Source organism: Flavihumibacter sp. ZG627, assembly GCF_000814325.1.
GTDB lineage: Bacteria > Bacteroidota > Bacteroidia > Chitinophagales > Chitinophagaceae > Flavihumibacter.
The window spans coordinates 211,035-229,023 of record NZ_JPHF01000002.1 but is presented as its reverse complement, the minus strand read 5'-3'; the positions used below and the strand labels follow the sequence as shown (position 1 = coordinate 229,023).

General features: G+C 42.3%; 18 protein-coding genes. 2 read left to right on the top strand and 16 right to left on the bottom strand.

The window, feature by feature from the left end:
* Nucleotide 1: 1 nt before the first annotated feature.
* The 14 genes from HY58_RS04395 to HY58_RS04330 all read right to left on the bottom strand — a co-directional run bounded on the left by HY58_RS04395 (nucleotide 2) and on the right by HY58_RS04330 (nucleotide 14,580).
* A complete protein-coding gene (locus HY58_RS04395; protein ID WP_039128562.1) occupies nucleotides 2-2,179 on the bottom strand; it encodes a carbohydrate binding family 9 domain-containing protein in 2,178 nt (725 codons plus the stop codon).
* A 161-nt stretch (nucleotides 2,180-2,340) separates the two neighbouring features.
* Nucleotides 2,341-3,501 (bottom strand): serine hydrolase, encoded by a 1,161-nt coding sequence (locus HY58_RS04390; RefSeq protein ID WP_039128560.1) that lies wholly within the window; start codon nucleotides 3,499-3,501, stop codon nucleotides 2,341-2,343.
* 86 nt (nucleotides 3,502-3,587) lie between these two features.
* A complete protein-coding gene (locus HY58_RS04385; protein WP_052323831.1) occupies nucleotides 3,588-4,706 on the bottom strand; it encodes a TlpA disulfide reductase family protein in 1,119 nt (372 codons plus the stop codon).
* Between the two features lies 1 nt (nucleotide 4,707).
* Complete coding sequence (hisIE, locus tag HY58_RS04380) at nucleotides 4,708-5,304, bottom strand: bifunctional phosphoribosyl-AMP cyclohydrolase/phosphoribosyl-ATP diphosphatase HisIE (protein ID WP_039128556.1); 597 nt, start codon at nucleotides 5,302-5,304, stop codon at nucleotides 4,708-4,710.
* Nucleotides 5,305-5,342: 38 nt separating this feature from the next.
* On the bottom strand, nucleotides 5,343-6,101 hold the full coding sequence (hisF, locus tag HY58_RS04375) for an imidazole glycerol phosphate synthase subunit HisF (RefSeq protein ID WP_039128553.1): 759 nt from the start codon (nucleotides 6,099-6,101) through the stop codon (nucleotides 5,343-5,345).
* A 16-nt stretch (nucleotides 6,102-6,117) separates the two neighbouring features.
* The gene (hisA, locus tag HY58_RS19150; protein ID WP_072037577.1) at nucleotides 6,118-7,287 is read right to left on the bottom strand and encodes a 1-(5-phosphoribosyl)-5-[(5-phosphoribosylamino)methylideneamino]imidazole-4-carboxamide isomerase; all 1,170 of its coding nucleotides are present in this window, start codon (nucleotides 7,285-7,287) and stop codon (nucleotides 6,118-6,120) included.
* A gap of 28 nt (nucleotides 7,288-7,315) precedes the next feature.
* Nucleotides 7,316-7,909: an imidazole glycerol phosphate synthase subunit HisH gene (gene hisH / locus HY58_RS04365; RefSeq protein WP_039128550.1), complete on the bottom strand. Its 594-nt coding sequence runs from the start codon at nucleotides 7,907-7,909 to the stop codon at nucleotides 7,316-7,318.
* A gap of 21 nt (nucleotides 7,910-7,930) precedes the next feature.
* Entirely contained in the window at nucleotides 7,931-8,701 is a 771-nt protein-coding gene (gene trpA, locus HY58_RS04360; protein WP_052323897.1) for a tryptophan synthase subunit alpha, read from the bottom strand.
* An 11-nt stretch (nucleotides 8,702-8,712) separates the two neighbouring features.
* The gene (gene trpB / locus HY58_RS04355) at nucleotides 8,713-9,930 is read right to left on the bottom strand and encodes a tryptophan synthase subunit beta (protein ID WP_039128547.1); all 1,218 of its coding nucleotides are present in this window, start codon (nucleotides 9,928-9,930) and stop codon (nucleotides 8,713-8,715) included.
* Nucleotides 9,931-9,956: 26 nt separating this feature from the next.
* Nucleotides 9,957-10,589: a phosphoribosylanthranilate isomerase gene (locus HY58_RS04350; RefSeq protein ID WP_039129640.1), complete on the bottom strand. Its 633-nt coding sequence runs from the start codon at nucleotides 10,587-10,589 to the stop codon at nucleotides 9,957-9,959.
* Nucleotides 10,590-10,680: 91 nt separating this feature from the next.
* Nucleotides 10,681-11,469: an indole-3-glycerol phosphate synthase TrpC gene (trpC, locus tag HY58_RS04345; RefSeq protein WP_039128545.1), complete on the bottom strand. Its 789-nt coding sequence runs from the start codon at nucleotides 11,467-11,469 to the stop codon at nucleotides 10,681-10,683.
* Nucleotides 11,470-11,498: 29 nt separating this feature from the next.
* Complete coding sequence (trpD, locus tag HY58_RS04340) at nucleotides 11,499-12,491, bottom strand: anthranilate phosphoribosyltransferase (protein ID WP_039128543.1); 993 nt, start codon at nucleotides 12,489-12,491, stop codon at nucleotides 11,499-11,501.
* A 32-nt stretch (nucleotides 12,492-12,523) separates the two neighbouring features.
* The gene (locus HY58_RS04335; protein ID WP_039128540.1) at nucleotides 12,524-13,105 is read right to left on the bottom strand and encodes an aminodeoxychorismate/anthranilate synthase component II; all 582 of its coding nucleotides are present in this window, start codon (nucleotides 13,103-13,105) and stop codon (nucleotides 12,524-12,526) included.
* A gap of 38 nt (nucleotides 13,106-13,143) precedes the next feature.
* Complete coding sequence (locus tag HY58_RS04330; protein ID WP_039128537.1) at nucleotides 13,144-14,580, bottom strand: anthranilate synthase component I family protein; 1,437 nt, start codon at nucleotides 14,578-14,580, stop codon at nucleotides 13,144-13,146.
* A 236-nt stretch (nucleotides 14,581-14,816) separates the two neighbouring features.
* Here HY58_RS04330 and HY58_RS04325 point away from each other — a divergent pair, with 236 nt between their 5' ends.
* Both HY58_RS04325 and HY58_RS04320 read left to right on the top strand, forming a co-directional pair.
* On the top strand, nucleotides 14,817-15,110 hold the full coding sequence (locus HY58_RS04325) for a GNAT family N-acetyltransferase (RefSeq protein ID WP_039128534.1): 294 nt from the start codon (nucleotides 14,817-14,819) through the stop codon (nucleotides 15,108-15,110).
* Nucleotides 15,111-15,151: 41 nt separating this feature from the next.
* Nucleotides 15,152-15,781: an NAD(P)-dependent oxidoreductase gene (locus HY58_RS04320; protein ID WP_039128531.1), complete on the top strand. Its 630-nt coding sequence runs from the start codon at nucleotides 15,152-15,154 to the stop codon at nucleotides 15,779-15,781.
* Nucleotides 15,782-15,784: 3 nt separating this feature from the next.
* On the opposite strand, the gene hisB is transcribed toward HY58_RS04320, so the two are convergent.
* Nucleotides 15,785-16,930, bottom strand: coding sequence for a bifunctional histidinol-phosphatase/imidazoleglycerol-phosphate dehydratase HisB (gene hisB, locus HY58_RS04315; RefSeq protein ID WP_039128530.1), 1,146 nt, complete (start codon nucleotides 16,928-16,930; stop codon nucleotides 15,785-15,787).
* A 14-nt stretch (nucleotides 16,931-16,944) separates the two neighbouring features.
* Nucleotides 16,945-17,979: a histidinol-phosphate transaminase gene (hisC, locus tag HY58_RS04310; RefSeq protein ID WP_039128526.1), complete on the bottom strand. Its 1,035-nt coding sequence runs from the start codon at nucleotides 17,977-17,979 to the stop codon at nucleotides 16,945-16,947.
* Between the last annotated feature and the right edge of the window lie 10 nt (nucleotides 17,980-17,989).

Sequence of the window (17,989 nt, the reverse complement as noted above, 5' to 3'; positions counted from 1 at the left end):
ATTACATCGTGAACCAATATGTAAACTTTACAACCAGTGCCCGGTTCTTAACCGACATATATTCAGGAAAGTAATTGTCGGTGTACACAATGAAGAAATCAGAGGCAGGTTTGTAACGCCATTGTAACCGGGTATTAAGATTAATGTTCTTCGTTTGTTCATTATACTGACCGAATGCGGTGAAATATAATTTGTTAGTAAAAGTGACATCTATCCGTGGGCCAATTAACCAATAGGTACGCTTACCCCATGGCATAGGCAAACGAAGATCATTATAGCTTGTGCTCATGGTAATGCCTACATATGGTTGAAACCGATATCCCAACTCATTAGTAACCTGTAAACGTGTTCCTTCGGCAAAATAGCCGCCGTAACGCAGGTATGCGGAATACGTAAATAAATTCCGGGGACTGGAAATATATTCCAGGCTAAAGTTATTCCAGTTATGCTCCGTTCCGGTTTGTAAGGAATCCAGTCCGGAATTAGTAGGATCAAAAGGGCGTAGAAGTTTCACATAATTCCTCGCTACCAAACCATTCAAAGTTGCCTGGTTCCTGAAATTAAATTTATATGCCAGATAGGTTTCGTAATCCGTTTTCTTAAAAGTTTCATTTAAGTAATAGGTACTTTGGGCAACAGGTCCATGACTGAGTATCTTACCCGTTTTAGCAAAGAATAGATATCCAAGTTGTGGATTAACCTTAATGTACCCGGTTCTGGGAACATAGCCCACTTCTGCAACGTAATCGCGGCCCACATATTCATGCTGCCAGCCCAGCAGCCACTTACGATCTGTATAATTCAAATTAGCGGCATGTGTAACAGTTCGTCCTGAAGTATGTGGACTAAATGATTTCAGCAGCAGGGCTTTCCCTGTCCAGAAATTTCCGGGAGAAGCAAGGTTATACTCAATTCCAATATTCCTGTTATACTGGCTATGTTCAGGGGTTAGCGGATCCTTATCGGGTTGATAATTTATTGACTGTTTATTAATAAAAAGAAATCCGACACTCGATCTGGAGAAAACTTTTCGTTGAAGTGACATAACAGCGAAATTCTGAACAGGAAGATCCATTTCTCCAACCGCTTTGGTTTGCATATCCATTATGCCTATGCGCCAATCCTTATTTAATTTACCACTAAGCCTTGCACCAAATTGGATGGGAACATTCAATCCAATACGCCGGGAAAAAAAAGGCCTCACATTGGTATAGCCGAAATTGCCAAAGATATCGGCGTTTTCCAGGAAAAATTGCCGACGTTCGGGAAAGAATAATTCAAACCTGTCGAGGTTGGTCACTTGCTTGTCAACTTCCACCTGAGAGAAATCGGGGTTAACAGTAAGATCCAGATTAAGTGCAGAAGTGATTCCTATTTTCAGGTCGGCTCCTATCTCTTTTCTGTAATCAGTCTTGGTATTTTTATCATGATCTCTCGATAAGCCACCAAGAACATAAGGAATTACTGAAATGTTGGCTCCTGTTGGAGGTGGCGGCTGGTCCCACACGAGGTTACCCGTATAGGCTAATGAAACAGTGGGAAACTGGCGGGGAACGGGAGCCCAGGACGATTTTTCTGTTGTTTTCAGGTCATTGCGACTGAAATTAAGTCCCCAGTTTGTCATGCCCTTTTTGAAGCGAATGGTCTTAAAAGGAACAGCTGCTTCAAAGACCCAGCGGTCATCGAAATTTTTAACAACGGAGGTCCATTTATTATCCCAGCTAAGATCCATTTTACCTCCCTCATAAATGATTCCATCCCATTGAGCACCCGCAGCATTGGCACCAAACGAAAATCCATTGGTTCGGTCTTCAAATGGGTCGAAGAAGAATAAGAAATTATCATTCTTACCAAAGTTGAAATCCCGTCGCAATGATTCTACAACATAGGGTCCGGGTACAGCATGGTAACATATCGCCACGAGGTAAAGGTTATCTTCATCATAGGTCATTTTGACTTCCGTTTTAACCCTGGCAAAACTGGTATCCATTGGTAATACCATAAAAAAATCACGGGCAGTTTCAGCGCTAGCCCATGCGTCTTCACTAACATTGCCATCAATGATCATGGGACTATTTGTTTTCTGGATATTCAGCCGGAAACGGTCATTTATTTTTTGGGCGGCAGTGGTTATGGAGACAGAAAATGCTGTCAAAAGGAAAAGAATTCGGGTTCTCATTTTTTTGCTTGCTAATCGTTGGAATGCGTCAACCTTCTCAAATATATTCCAAAATACAGCACCAAATCATATAGTGTTTGAACAAGAAAAAAAGTAATAACCTATGTGATAAAGATCACTCAACAGAAAAATGTTTTCCTATATAGATAAAAAGCCAAAATTTATTTACCCTGCACTGATTTGATGACCATGCTCATAAAAGCTGCTAATGTTGAATCATCCAGCCACCTGGTAACAACCACAAGATCGTTGGCTTTATCTATGATTATGTAATTGCCACCATATCCTGCAGCATAGTAGATATCGGGTGGAAGTCCCTGAAGTCCTTTATCCTTGTTATTCCACCATAAGTAGCCATAGGTCTGGCTTGCAGGTGAGGATTGCTGCACCGCTTTAATCCAGGCATCCGACAAAAGCTTTTTGTCTTTCCATTTTCCCTCGCGAAGAAAAAGTAATCCATAACGTGCCTGATCGGCAGCGCTAATAAAAAGGCCACCACCAAAATGACCACCTCCACTTACAGATTGTACCATTATACCATCAACATTCACAAAGGAATTATCATAGCCATACCAGCGCCATGTGGTGGATGCTCCAATCGGATCCTGTATATATTCCTTTAGCACAACCGGCAAAGGTTTTCTCCAAACCTGAAGTAATGCATAGGCGAGTAAATTGACCCTTACATCATTATATTCAAATACAGTTCCAGGTTCCACCAGTTTCCTATTTTTCCATTCATCAATGGTTCCTTCTCTCGGGGGCCTGTCAGCCCAATCATATTGGTTAAAAAGTTCGCCCGACCAGTCGGAACTCTGATTTAGGAGATGTTCCCAGGTAATTTTTGAATTATGCGGTCCATCAAAACTTCCATCCCACACATAATCACTCACCCTATCTTTAATGCTTCTGATAAGCCCTTTTTCGAGTGCGAGGCCAGCTATAGTTGACAGATAGCTTTTAGTAACGCTGAAGGTCATATCCACGCGATTTATATCCCCCCAACTTGCAACGATATAGCCATTTTTTATTACAATTCCCGCGGGGCCACCCCGGGGCTTCGTAGGACCTAAAATAGCATACCCCGGCTCACGCTGATACGATTTCAGAATAGCGACACGAAGATCCTTTTCCTGTTTTGTTTCATTATTAATAGCAAAGGAAACAGCGCTGTCAAGAAGTTCTTTATTTATTTTGAGTTGGGAAGGTGGGCGAGATTGCCAATTAGTATCCGGGAAATATAAAACCTGGGCATTAATTGTACCAGATGCTCCGGTAATTACAATAATTATAAAAAAGCACGTAAGGATTCTATTAACCATACTTCAATTTACGAAGCCTGATCCACAATAAAGTAGGGCTTCTCACTTTCCTCTTTTTATCTTAATTAAAATATGGAGCGCGGATCTTAATTACATCCGCCAAGTAGCTCACAGAGCTTATCATGAAGATCTGTACCACGAAGGTTTTTTGCAACAATTATTCCCTTTGGATCAATCAGCAGATTCTGCGGGATAGACTGCACCTTATACTGCACAGCAACAGCATTCTGCCAAAATTTAAGATCGCTAAGTTGGGTCCATTTCAATTTGTCGGCCTCAATTGCCTGAAGCCACTTTTTCTTATCCCGGTCAAGAGATATCCCAAGCACAGTAAAATTCTTATCCCTGAATCTATTGAAAGCGGAAACTACATTTGGATTTTCCTGGCGGCAGGGTCCGCACCAGGATGCCCAGAAATCAACCAATACATATTTACCCCGAAACGATGAAAGTGCAACAGGATTGCCAGAGGTATCGTCCTGAATAAAGTCCATTGCTTCAAACCCTATCCTTCCCACGCGGCTTTCTGCAATTCTTGCAGCTATGAATTTGCCATAAAAACCTTGCTTCACAGATTCGCTCATGGCCTCGTAACTTTTTTCTACGCGGTTAATATCATTTACCACCTGCATGGTTGTTGCCCACATAAATGCAGCAATTTCTTTATCCTGATTTTCCCTGGCGAATAGCTCGCCTGTTTCTGCCATTTCATTGACCAGGGCTTTGTATAAGGTCATCAGGCTATCATTTACGCCTGTACGCGAAGCAGCCTCGCTAAGGCTTGCATAACGTTTAAAGAGCGGATCAAAGCGTTTCTGGAAAAGTATGAAACTATCATGGGCGGGAGATCCGTTAATTTTGAATTGTTGAATTTTATTGATATCCCCTGTAACAGAAACATTTTTCGGATCCAGGAAAACCAATGCCTTCTTATCAGCGGGCAGAAATACGATATTATATAATTTGGTCTGGAGCAGTTCGCCCTTAAGCTCAAACCTGGATTTGTGGGATTTGGTTCTGGCGAGTGTATCACCCGGTTGATCGGGATCAGTTAGGTAAACCTGCGAATTGTCATCGAGGCCTTCGATATTTCCCTTAATGATGAAATTATTTGTTTGCGCGAAACCAGGTGAAACAAATCCCACCATTAAGAAAGCCAGATAAAGAAAACGCACAGAAAAAAGGGGCAGGAATTTTGTTCTCATATCATTTTGAATGACGATCCTTTAAAATATCAATCACATCCTGTAAACTAAAACCTTTTGCGTTAAGTAAAAGTAAATAATGAAAAAGCAGATCAGCGGATTCATTCAAAAAAAGCTGGTCATCGTCGTCTTTAGCCTCAATAACCATTTCCACTGCTTCCTCGCCAACCTTCTGTGCAATCTTGTTGATTCCGCGTGAAAAAAGTTTTGCTACATAAGACTCTCCGGGAGAGGCCATCTTTCGCAGCGAAATAATATCCTCCAGGTAAAACAGGAAGTCTTCAGGATGATTCCTTTCACTCCAGCATGTATCCGCACCTGTATGGCAAGTGGGGCCGAGTGGGTGAGCTTTGATCAAAAGTGCATCATTATCGCAATCCACAGCCATTGACTTTAATTCAAGAAAATTACCGCTCTCTTCTCCTTTTGTCCATAACCTTTGTTTTGAACGGCTAAAGAAGGTGACCTTACCTGTGGACTCAGTATGGTTAAGCGCTTCCTGGTTCATATATCCAAGCATCAGGACTTTTTGGGTCTGGAAATCCTGCACAATTGCCGGTACCAGGCCATCGTCATATTTCAGAAAATCAACTTTCATCTTTCAAATTTAAATAAATCCACTCTTTCCGGAAACTCTCATCTCCTAACCTCAATACCGTTTTCTGCGAGGTAATGCTTCAAATCGGGTATCTGGATCTCTTTGAAATGAAAAATACTGGCAGCAAGTGCTGCATCCGCATGCCCCTGCCCAAACACCTCCAGAAAATGTTTCATTGCACCACCACCGCCACTGGCAATAATGGGAACCGATAATTTATCGGATAATTGACGGGTAATATCCAAGGCGAAGCCCTGCTTTGTGCCGTCATGATTCATTGACGTCAAAAGGATTTCTCCTGCACCTAACGAAACCGCTTTAATTGCCCAGTCAATGCATCTGGTCTCAGTTTTTGTTCGGCCACCGTTTAAGTATACATACCATTCACCATCATCTTCCTTACGGGTATCAATGGCCAAAACGATACACTGGCTACCGAATTCTTTCTCCAATTCACCAAGAAGTTCGGGTCTTTTATAGGCTGCGGTGTTTACAGAAATTTTATCAGCTCCTTGTTGAAGTAATACACTAACATCTTCCACGCTGCTTATGCCACCACCAACAGTGAAGGGAATATTTATCTGGTGACTAATCCGTTTCACCAGCTCACTCAAAGTTTTTCGTTTCTCTACTGTAGCAGTAATATCTAGGAATACCAATTCATCAGCACCCTGTTCAGCGTAAAGCTTTCCCAATTCCACAGGGTCACCAGCATCGCGCAGGTCAACAAAATTGGTACCCTTAACGGTTCTGCCATCTTTGATATCGAGGCAGGGAATTATTCTTTTAGTTAGCACTGGTTGTTATAGTTTATCATGTTAGACCATTTTCCCAGGCCTTAATCGCTAAGTCTTTAATCGTGATCCGTCCTTCATAAATAGCCTTTCCAACTATGGCTCCGGAACAGCCAATTTCGGAAAGCTGATGGAGGTCAGACAAATTACTCACTCCACCACTTGCGATAAAGTATAATTCCGGGTATTGGGAAATGATATTTTTATATAATTCCAGAGATGGTCCTTCCAGTTTCCCATCCTTACTCACATCAGTACAAAATACCTGGTTAACACCATGATCCTGATATTTACGTATAAAATCATATATCCAAATGTCTGTTGTTTCCAACCATCCTCCCACTGCTATCTTTTCGTCTTTTACATCAGCCCCCAGCAGAAATTTTTCGGGTCCATATCTTTTGATCCAACCCACAAAAGTGTTTTCATCTTTCACAGCGAGGCTACCGATAGTTGCAAGTTCTGCACCCGATTCGAAGACGATTCGAAGATCATCTTCCCTTTTAATACCCCCTCCAAAATCTATAACCATTGATGTTTTTGCAGCTATTATTTCAAGAACTTTCCAATTCTTAACAGCACCGGCCTTTGCGCCATCGAGATCAACAAGGTGAAGTCTTTTTAGTCCCGCATCCTCAAACTGCATGGCAACTTCCAGAGGATGCTCATTGTATATGGTCTTTTGTTCATAATCACCCTGGGTGAGCCGAACGCATTTACCATCAATAATATCAATAGCAGGTATAATTTCCATCAATTTTACTTTGCTTTGCTTAATCAAACGTTTTACCATTTTGCGGTATTCGTGGCCATTATCTTCCCAACCAATACCTTCGGGAAGCATTCCAAACCGGTAATAAAGATCCATTGCCTCTGTTCTTGCATTGCACCAAACCATTTCGAAATTTTCCTCGACAGCATACTGTATAACTTTATCAAGCAACATGCTACCATAACCCTTTCGCTGTGCTTCCGGTAAGGTTGCAAATTTCCGGAATTGGAGGGATTTCCCTATTTTAAACACGGAAATAACACTTACAGTTTCACCATTCACTTCCACCCCCCAATGCATTGCTTTTTGATCGTCTTCAAGCTTAACAAAATCCAGTGTTCGCTCCGGATACATAACCCGATGCCTGATTTGCCACACTGTATCCAGCGATGGTGATGTAATATTCAATCCTGACATATAATCCGTTGCTGGTTAAGAGAAACTGTTAAATTTTTTCAATGAAGTTTCGCAATATCTGCTCCCCTACAGCGGCCGATTTTTCGGGATGGAATTGAACTCCGTAAAAATTATCCCTGTGGAGTGCGGCGCTGTATGGAAGTACGTATTCTGTTGTTGCGATGGTATGCGAGCCGAGTGAAGCATAATAGCTGTGTACAAAATAACAATAGCTCTTCTCAGGCACACTATCAAAAAGGGGGGTATGCAAGTCAAAAATATTGTTCCAGCCAATCTGGGGCACTTTTATGCGGCTTATCTCCGGGCGAAACAACTTCACTTCTTCCTCAAAAATGCCCATACACTCAGTATTATTCTCTTCAGAGCTTTTACACATTAGTTGCATTCCCAAACAAATACCAAGTACAGGTTGGCGCAGATCTTTCAAAAGACTATCAAGATTTCTTTCTTCGAGATATCGCATGGCACTACTCGCTTCACCAACACCAGGAAATATGACCTTGTCTGCCGACCGGATTTCATCATGATCATCAGTTACAATTGCATCAACACCTATTCTTTCCAGTGCATAAAGTACACTTTGAATATTGCCGGCATTGTATTTCAGGATTTTCAGATCCATAATATGATTTTACCCCCTTATTTAATCAAGCACGGAATGAAGAAATTCACCCGTGCTTTTACCAATTTCATCTGAGCCTTCGAGAGCTCTGATAAATGCCGAGCCAATGATTGCACCATTTGAATGAGCACAGGCTTTGTCAAAACTTTCTTTGTCTTTTATTCCAAATCCAACAAGTACCGGATTCTTTAATTTATAACCTTGCAGTTTCTGCAGGTATCTGTCAACAGAAACCATTTCTTTGTCTGTACCAGTTGTTGACGATGAAGACACAGCATAAAGAAAACCGCTACTCAGTTTATCAAGCTTAACAACTCGTTCCGGAGATGTTTCCGGAGTTACGAGGAATATAAAATCAAGGCCGTTTTTTCGGATGATACTGCCATACTCTGTTTCGAACTCATACTCAGGAAGATCCGGTAATATTAGTCCATCCACACCGGCGTTTGCAGCATCCGCGCAAAATTTCTCAAACCCATATTGTAACACGGGATTCATATAACCCATCAAAACCACAGGGATATGAATCTTACCTTTCAGCGCCTTCAATTGTTCTAGTAATACAGATATTGTCATACCATTACCAAGAGCCACCTGGCTGCTTTGCTGGATAACCGGTCCATCAGCAAGAGGATCACTATAAGGCATTCCGATTTCAACAATATCAGCGCCGTTTTGCTCTAAGGCTTCTATCACTTCGCCGATGCTATCTAATCTGGGATATCCCGCTGTACAATAAACATTAAGTATCCGATTTTTTTTCTTCGCAAAAAGCTCCTGAATCTTGCTCATAATTAAGTTTTTCATTTACCTGTTTCGCCAATCATATCCATCTGCTTCATGTAGGCAGAAAGGTCTTTATCACCCCGACCACTAAGGCAGAGAATAACATGGTGATTGCTGTTCAGATCCATTTTATTAAGGGCGGCAAAAGCATGTGCAGTTTCTAAGGCAGGGATGATGCCTTCAAGGCGTGCCACTTCAAAAGCTGAGCGCATAGCTTCTTCATCGGTAGCGTTCAGAAAGGTAGCTCTTCCACTTTCAAAAAGGTGAGCATGCAAAGGGCCAATGCCAGGGTAATCAAGTCCAGCCGAAATACTATGGGGTTCAATAACCTGTCCATCTTCAGTTTGCATGAGCAGACTTTTGCTACCATGAAGTATGCCCGGCTTACCAAGGGCAGTTGTAGCCGCACTCATACCACTATTTATTCCATGGCCTGCCGCTTCAACAGCTACCAATTGTACAGACAATTCATCGAGATAATGATAAAATGCCCCGGCAGCATTGCTTCCACCGCCTACACAAGCGATAACATGCGTTGGTAATTCACTACCAGTTTTCTCCTTAAGCTGCCAGCGGGTTTCTTCACTGATAACACTTTGAAAGCGAGCAACCATATCCGGATATGGATGAGGCCCCACCACGCTTCCTATGATATAATGTGTATCGGAGGGATTGTTTATCCAATCACGGATGGCTTCGTTGGTGGCATCCTTTAATGTTCGGCTACCACTAATGGCCGGAATAACCGTTGCACCAAGCATGCGCATACGAGCCACATTGGGTGCCTGACGTTCAATATCTTTCTCACCCATATACACAATACATTCAACACCTTTCAGTGCACAAACTGTTGCTGTGGCAACCCCGTGTTGTCCTGCACCTGTTTCAGCAATTATTCGCTTTTTTCCCAAACGCAGTGCCAGAAGTATCTGCCCGATGGTGTTATTTATCTTGTGTGCACCGGTATGACAAAGATCTTCACGCTTAAGAAAAATATTAGTATTAAATACTGAGCTTAGCCTCTTTGCATAATACAGAGGTGTTGGCCTTCCTACATAATCATGAAGTAAGTCACGAAATTCGGCCTGGAAAGTTGACTCCTGCATGATCTCAAGGTAAGATTGCTGCAGTTGCTCAACATTTGGGTGCAACATTTCAGGTATATAAGCACCTCCAAATTTTCCATAATATCCATGTCCGGAAGGACGCTGATAAGAAGTTAACTGATCAATCATGTCAAATTACTTTATAGATTCTTTTACTATGCATTCAATGTTTTGATAAAGTGCTCCACTTTTGCCATATCCTTTACTCCGGCACTGGTTTCAAACTTACTGTTGATATCGAGCGCAAACAGGCTTTTTGCCGAAGGCTGCTTTTCGAATTCACGAATTGCGGCTTCATCGCCCGGTTCAATTCCACCGCTTAGAAAATAAGGCTTGCCTACATCAACATCTTTCAGGATCGACCAGTCGAATTTCTTTCCCGTACCACCATAACCAGCACCGATTGTATCAAAGAGGAACATATCACAAACTTCCTGGTATGGCCTTATCATCCATTCAATACTATCATTATCACTGAGGCGAAAAGCTTTGACCACTGAAACATAGTCTGCGATCTTCTCACAATACTTGGGAGTTTCATCACCATGAAGCTGGACCATATGCAAACGGCATTCGTCCACCATCTGGAGAACTTCATCCATCCCCGCGTTTACAAATACACCCACTTTGTTGATCCTGTTTTCTTTCCTGAGGTCTGTTGTTGTCATATATCGAAGTACATAACGTGGACTCTTGGGATAAAAAATGAATCCCGCAAAAGCGGCACCTATTTGCTCCAGTTGATTAACCTGTTGCAGCTGGGTCATGCCACAGACTTTTACTCTCATACAGTTTTCCATTTTAAGTGTTAGTTTCTGGCAGCAAGCATTTCATAGGATTGCCGGTCATTGTCAGCTGACCGGGATCTTAAGACAGTTTCTACTTCATATTGTTCAGGTCGGCAACAAAATCCGCAAATGCCTTTCCGGGATCAGGTGCTTTCATAAAATGCTCTCCAATAAGGAAACCGTGGAAACCATGTTCACGGAAGATTTTGATATTCGAAACATTATCAATACCGCTTTCTGCAACTTTAATGGTTCCTTCCGGCAGCCGGGATGCCATTGCCAAACTTCTCTCAATATCAACACTAAAGGTCTTTAAATTCCTGTTATTGATGCCTACGATGGGGGTAAATTCGCAAACATGCCCCAGTTCTGCTTCATCATGCAGCTCCAGCAGGACCTCCAGACCCAGTTCCTGTGCGGCTTTGGCAAGTTTACGGACCTCATCAGGATTCAGACAGGCAGCTATCAGTAAAATAGCATCGGAACCCATTGCCCTTGCCTCTTCCAATTGGTATTCATCGATAATAAAATCTTTTCGCAGGATTGGTAAATTGTTGACACGGGCCGCAATCAAGTCCTCAATACTGCCACCGAAAAATGAGTGATCGGTCAGTACTGATAATGCAGAGGCTCCATGATCAGCATAGGCCCGTGTCACATCCACCACGTTGGCCTTGTCATTGATGATACCCTTAGAGGGTGACTTGCGTTTAAACTCTGCAATTATCCCGGTATGTGAATCGCTTTGCAGAAATTCAATCAGTGAAAATCCTGGTCTGTCATAAAGTGCAGAAAGTCTCAGGTTTTCTAATGGAACCTGTTTTTTCCGCAGCTCAACTTCGATTCTTTTTTCAGCAATAATTGCTTCTAATATATTCATCTCAGGAATAATATTTTTTTAGTAATAGGCTATTGTAATGCGATAAGTTTTGTTAAAGCAGCCATGGCCTTACCGCTTTCCAGGCTTTCTACAGCAGCACTGTATGCGTTATTATAATCCTTATAATTCCGGGTACTGAACAGGGCCATTGCTGCATTAGCGAGTACCACTGCGTTCTGTGCCCATGTACCTTTACCTTCAAGGATACGCGAAAATATTCTCGCTGCTTCTTCTACTGTGTTGCCACCGTATATATCGGAGGCTTGTACCATCCGCTTGCCCAACTGGTGAGGGGTAAACAATTGTTCACCCTCATTAGTGATCACTTTAGTATCAGAAGTCAGGGAGATCTCATCATAACCATCAAGGCTATGAATGATTGTAAACTGACCTTCAGTTTGTTGCAGCAGGTAATTGTAAATACGAGCCATCTCCAGGTTGTAAACTCCAACCAATTGGTAAGCCGGTCCGGCTGGATTTACCATGGGGCCCAACATATTGAAAAATGTTCTCATGCCCAGGTTTCTCCGGATGGGACCAACCGCTTTAAGAGCAGGATGGAACAATGGCGCATGGAGAAAGCAAATGTTGGCAGAATCAAGTTCGCGGCGAAGTGCATCACCCTCATTTTTGAATTTATACCCGAGGTTTTCCATTACATTGGAAGCACCACTTATGGTTGAAGCACCATAGTTTCCATGTTTGGCAACTTTTTGTCCAGCCCCTGCAACAATAAAGCAAGCCAGGGTGGATATATTAAAAGTATTCTTTCCATCACCGCCTGTTCCAACTATATCAAGTACTTTTTCACCATTCAGATCAAGGGGCACGCAGAGTTCCAGAAGTGCATCGCGAAAACCCTGCAATTCTTCAATGGTAACACTACGCATAAGGAACACTGTCATGAAAGCCGTCATTTCATGTTCATTGTACAGTCCCTTTCCAATGTTCACCAATGCATCCTTTGCCTGTTGCCGCGATAGTGACTTGTGTTCAAATAAATATTGTAAAATCTTCTTCATGCTAATTTTCGTTTTACTTTAATACTCCTGAATCATTTCCCCAGCCAGTTTTTCATCATTTGTTCTCCATCGGGCGTTAGTACGCTTTCGGGATGAAACTGAACTCCCTGAACATCAAATTTTTTATGTTTCAGGGCCATGATCTGTCCTTCTTTATCACGCGCGGTAATTTCAAGGGTATCCGGAAATCCTGTTTCGCCTACTACCCATGAGTGATAACGACCCACTTCCAATTGAAGCGGCAGGCCTTTGAACACATCGTTTGATGATGAACCATGATGAGGTTCCACCCATATAGGAGTAGCCACTCCGTGATATACATTCTTAAGGTTTATAAGATCAGCTCCAAAGGCCTGGCCTATAGCCTGGTGTCCCAGGCAAACGCCGAGAATAGGTTTTGTAGGTGCATAGGTTTTGATAAGGGGTAATAGTAGTCCGGCTTCTTCAGGAATACCCGGGCCAGGTGATAATATTATCTTATCGAACCGCGCCACATCCTCCAACTTTATCTGATCATTCCGGTGTACTTCAACTTTCTCACCAATGATCTTCTCAACCAGGTGAACAAGGTTATAGGTAAAGGAATCGTAATTATCAAAAACAAGGATCTTCATAAAATTTTAATAAGTTGTATTAGTTGATAAGGATGGGATCAACCGATTTGCCCTGCTAATTCCAATGCCTTTTTCAAGGCGCCCAGTTTATTATTTACCTCCTGCAATTCATTTTCGGGTATACTCGCTGCTACAACGCCGGCACCAGCCTGGTAGGTCAGTGTATTTCTCCTGCTTAAAAAAGTCCTGATCATTATCGCATGATTGCAGCTGCCATCAAAGCCCATGAAGCCAATGGCTCCTCCATAATATCCCCTGGCGGTTGGTTCAAAGCCATCGATTAGTTGCATCGCCCGAATTTTGGGGGCGCCGCTAAGTGTTCCAGCAGGAAAAGTTTTTGCCATAAGTAGAAAGGGATTTGCCGCAGGGGGTACTTTTCCAGCCACCTCGCTCACAAGGTGTATAACATGCGAAAAATACTGAACCTGGCGGTAATGAGTAACCTCAACTTCGGTGCAAACCCTGCTGAGGTCATTTCTGGCAAGGTCAACCAACATTACGTGTTCTGCATTTTCTTTTGCATCCAGGAGCAATTTCTCCGTTTCCCGCTGATCAATTTCATCATCTCCACTTCGTTTATATGTTCCCGCGATGGGATGAACAACAGCTTTACCATTGCTGATCACCAGCTGTGATTCAGGAGATGAACCTATTAATTTGTAATCGCCATAATCAAAAAAGAAAAGGTAAGGGGATGGATTTATTGTTCTGAGTGCGCGGTAAACATTGAATTCATCGCCACGGAATCTCTGTTGGAAGCGGCGACTAAGCACGATCTGGAAAACATCTCCCCTATGACAGGAAGCTATTCCCTTCTTCACCATCTCCATGTATTCATCATTGTCCATATTGGTTTGCTCCTGGCCAGTAAGTGCAAAGGGATACACCGGAACGTCTTTACTTCTGATAAGGGATTCTACAGCATCAATTTCGGATTCTATTCCCGTGATCCTGTTTTCACAGAGATAAAGTTCATCACGGAAATGGTTAATTGCGATAACATACTGGTAAAGCCGGTACCGCATGAGGGGAAGGGCAGTGATTTCTGCTTTGTCAGAAAATCTGACAGAATCAAAAAACTGAACAGCATCATAGGATGTGTATCCATACAGCCCCTGTGCGAACCTGGTGGTTTTTGGATCAGCACCTTCTGCATTTACTGTTTCGAAACGCTGCATAAATCCCCAGAGCTGATCGGGGACCATGGCTGGATTAGTTATATCTAATTTCTCGGGTGGCTGTCCAGGTAATTTATATTCAATACTATCCAGTGAGCGGATCTCCATTCCTGCTATTGCATTTATACAAATGAAGGAGTAACTATTATCCGCCGCATGCGAATCAGTGCTTTCCAATAAAACGGTATCACGGAACCGGTCTCTTAACCTGAGGTATATTCCAACTGGTGTATATACATCAGCCAGCATACGTTTTAACGTTGTTTCTATCCTGATCTTTTTTGTTTCTTTTGACATAGTTCTGTTTTTCAATTGCTTCTACCTGGCCCAATGACAATAAAAAACCCCGATGATCAATCGGGGCCTGAATATGTTTACAATAAACACAGTAATGACATTACAGTACCCCGGAAGAGTTTGTATGCCACCACCACTGAATATTTATAATGTTTTTATTCATTCGTCCACAAATATCAAGCATGAATTCCGTATCAGCAAAACTTTTTTTAAGTAGCTTACTGAAAATTTCCGCCATGCTAATACAACATACCCATACGGAAAGCAAAGGCGTATTCTTTGTTCAGCAGGAAGGCGCGGTACTTGCAGAACTGGTATATACACAGCCATCTTTTGATAAAATCATCCTGGAACATACCGAAGTGTCTGAAGAATTGAAAGGCCAGGATGTTGGTTATTTACTGGTAGAAACAGCTGTGGACTATGCGCGTAAACATCATCTTAAGATCATTGCCCTTTGTCCATTTGCCAGTGCCGTATTCAAAAAAAAACCGGAATACAACGACGTGGTTTTTGAATTCCAATCCTGAATATTTCATTTATTCATTGAGCACATAACTAATATTGAATTATGGAAGTCGCAATTTTTGGTGCCACAGGCCAGGTTGGTCGGCATCTCGTTAACCAGGCATTATTGAAGGGTTATAAAGTGAGGGCCTTTGGACGAAACGTTCATGAACTTAATGACAACAATGATGATCTTACCCTTATCAAAGGAGGTGTTTTTGATGATAAAGATGTGTTCGATGCTATAAAGGGATGCGATGCAGTACTAAGTGTATTGGGAGGAAGCTTTGATGGAACAGATAAGACCAGGTCACTTGGCATTAAAAATATCATCGCACAAATGAAGCGGGCTTCAGTGAAAAGAATAATTGCCCTTGGCGGCATGGGTGTACTAGACCATCCCGAAGGGGGATTGATTATTGAACAGCCTGAATATCCGGAGGAATATATACCAGTAGGACTAGAGCATCAGAAAGCATGGGAACAACTACAGGCATCTGGTCTTAACTGGACATTCGTTTGTTCTCCCGATATCATAGACGCAGATCCGGTTGGAAATTTTATTACGAGCGCAGACCATTTTCCAGATGGCGCACGTACAAAGATCAACTCCGGCGATATTGCTCTGTTTATGCTAAATGAATTGGAAGTTGAGGCCTATCCTCAGCAACGAGTTGGAATTGGAATGGTTTGATATTTATAAAACTCCTTTTGTAGATGGCAGATAGTTACTTATCGGATCACGTTTTACAGCCATACGGATAGCTTTTGCAAAGGCTTTGAAGATAGCTTCTATTTTGTGATGCTCATTTTCACCTTGGCACTCAATATTGAGGTTACACCTGGCGGCATCACTGAATGATTTGAAGAAATGGAAGAACATCTCTGTGGGCATCTCTCCTATTCTTTCCCTTTGAAAGGTGGCATTCCAGACCAGCCAGTTGCGGCCACCGAAATCAATAAGAACTTTTGCATCGGCCTCATCCATGGGAAGCGCGAAACCATATCGCTCCATACCACGTTTGTCTGCCAATGCTTTGGCAAAAGCTTCCCCCAAAGCCAACCCGGTATCTTCAATAGTATGATGTTCGTCAATATGCAGGTCTCCCTTCGTATCAATTTTAAGATCAATCTTTCCATGCCTTGCAATCTGGTCAAGCATATGATCAAAGAAACCAAGGCCCGTAGAAATTGCCGATTTACCGCTTCCGTCCATATTAACTTCCACATGGATCCTGGTTTCATTAGTATTTCGCTCATGCACTACCTGACGCAATCCGAGCTTAAGAAAGGAGTATATCTCCGACCAGTCAGTACTTTCCAGGGCAACAGTATCTTTTCTTAGTAATTCAGCCTGGTCATTGATTTCTGCACCACCAAGACTCGCATCAAGATTCAACCAAATGGCTTTGCAACCCAGGTTTTTTGCTAACTGAACATCTGTGATACGATCGCCAATAACGAAGGAATTCTCCATATCATATTCATCGTTATTGAGGTAATGTTTAAGCATTCCAATACCCGGCTTCCTGGTATTTAATCCCTCATGAGGAAAACTCCTGTCAATTAGCACCTCGCTAAAATAGATCCCCTCCCCTTCCAGGCTTTTCATAACGAGATTATGGAGGGGCCAGAAAGTATCTTCCGGGAAGATATCTGTACCAAGTCCATCCTGGTTAGTGACCATTACGAGTTTATAATCCAACTCACGCGCAATTCGTCCCATGTATTCGAACATTTTGGGATAAAACGTTAGTTTATCAAACGAGTCGAGCTGGTAAGTAGGTGGCGCTTCGTTAATAAGTGTTCCATCGCGGTCAATGAATAAAATTCGCTTAGTCATAATATATTTTGATTTTACAAAGCATCGAGCAATTCGGTATTCTCTTTTTCTGTTCCCACTGTTATACGCAGGCAATCATCACAAAGGATCACATTGCTACGGTCGCGTACCACAATTCCCTTATCAAGCAGTTTCTGGTACAAAGCCTTTGCATCCTTTACCTTTACCAGGAGGAAATTCGCATCTGACGGATACACATGTTCAACAACAGGAAGCCTGGGTAATTCCTGCTCAAGCCTGGTCCGCTCCTGCACCAAAATCCTTATCATTTCATTAACCTGCTCAACTTCATCAAGTGCTTTTAAAGCCAGTTCCTGGGAAGCCTGGTTAATATTGTAAGGTGGCTTGATCTTATTCATAACATTGATGATACTTTCTGATGCAAAAGCCATTCCTACACGTAATGCAGCTAATCCCCATGCTTTAGAAAGGGTCTGCAAAACAACCAGGTTCGGATAATCTTCGAGTTCCTGAACATAGGACCGTTGTCTCGAGAAGTTAATATAGGCCTCATCCATAACGACGATCCCAAAATAATTATTGAGTAGCATTTCAATATCTTCCCGCATTAATGAATTACCGGTTGGGTTATTTGGAGAACAGAGGAATATCATTTTGGTATTGTCGTCAACCGCTTCTTCAAGTGCAGGAAGATCAAGTTGAAAACCTGGAGTAAGAGATACTTTCTTTACCTTAACATTATTGATATTGGCACTTACCTCATACATGCCGTAAGTAGGTGGTACTATAATAATGTTGTCGACTGCCGGTTCACAAAATGCCCTAAGTAAAATATCAATACACTCATCACTTCCATTTCCGAGGAAAATATTCTGGGGGGCAACACCTTTGATAACTGATAACTTTTCCTTGACTGCCCATTGCATAGGATCGGGATACCTGTTATACCATTTGGTAAGTGGTGAGCCAAGTGAATTTTCATTGGCATCCAGAAAAATCCTGGCTTCTCCTTTAAACTCATCCCTAGCGGAGGAGTATGGTACAAGATCCCTAATATTTGGCCTGATCAGATCAGAGAGGTTAAACATATAAACGATA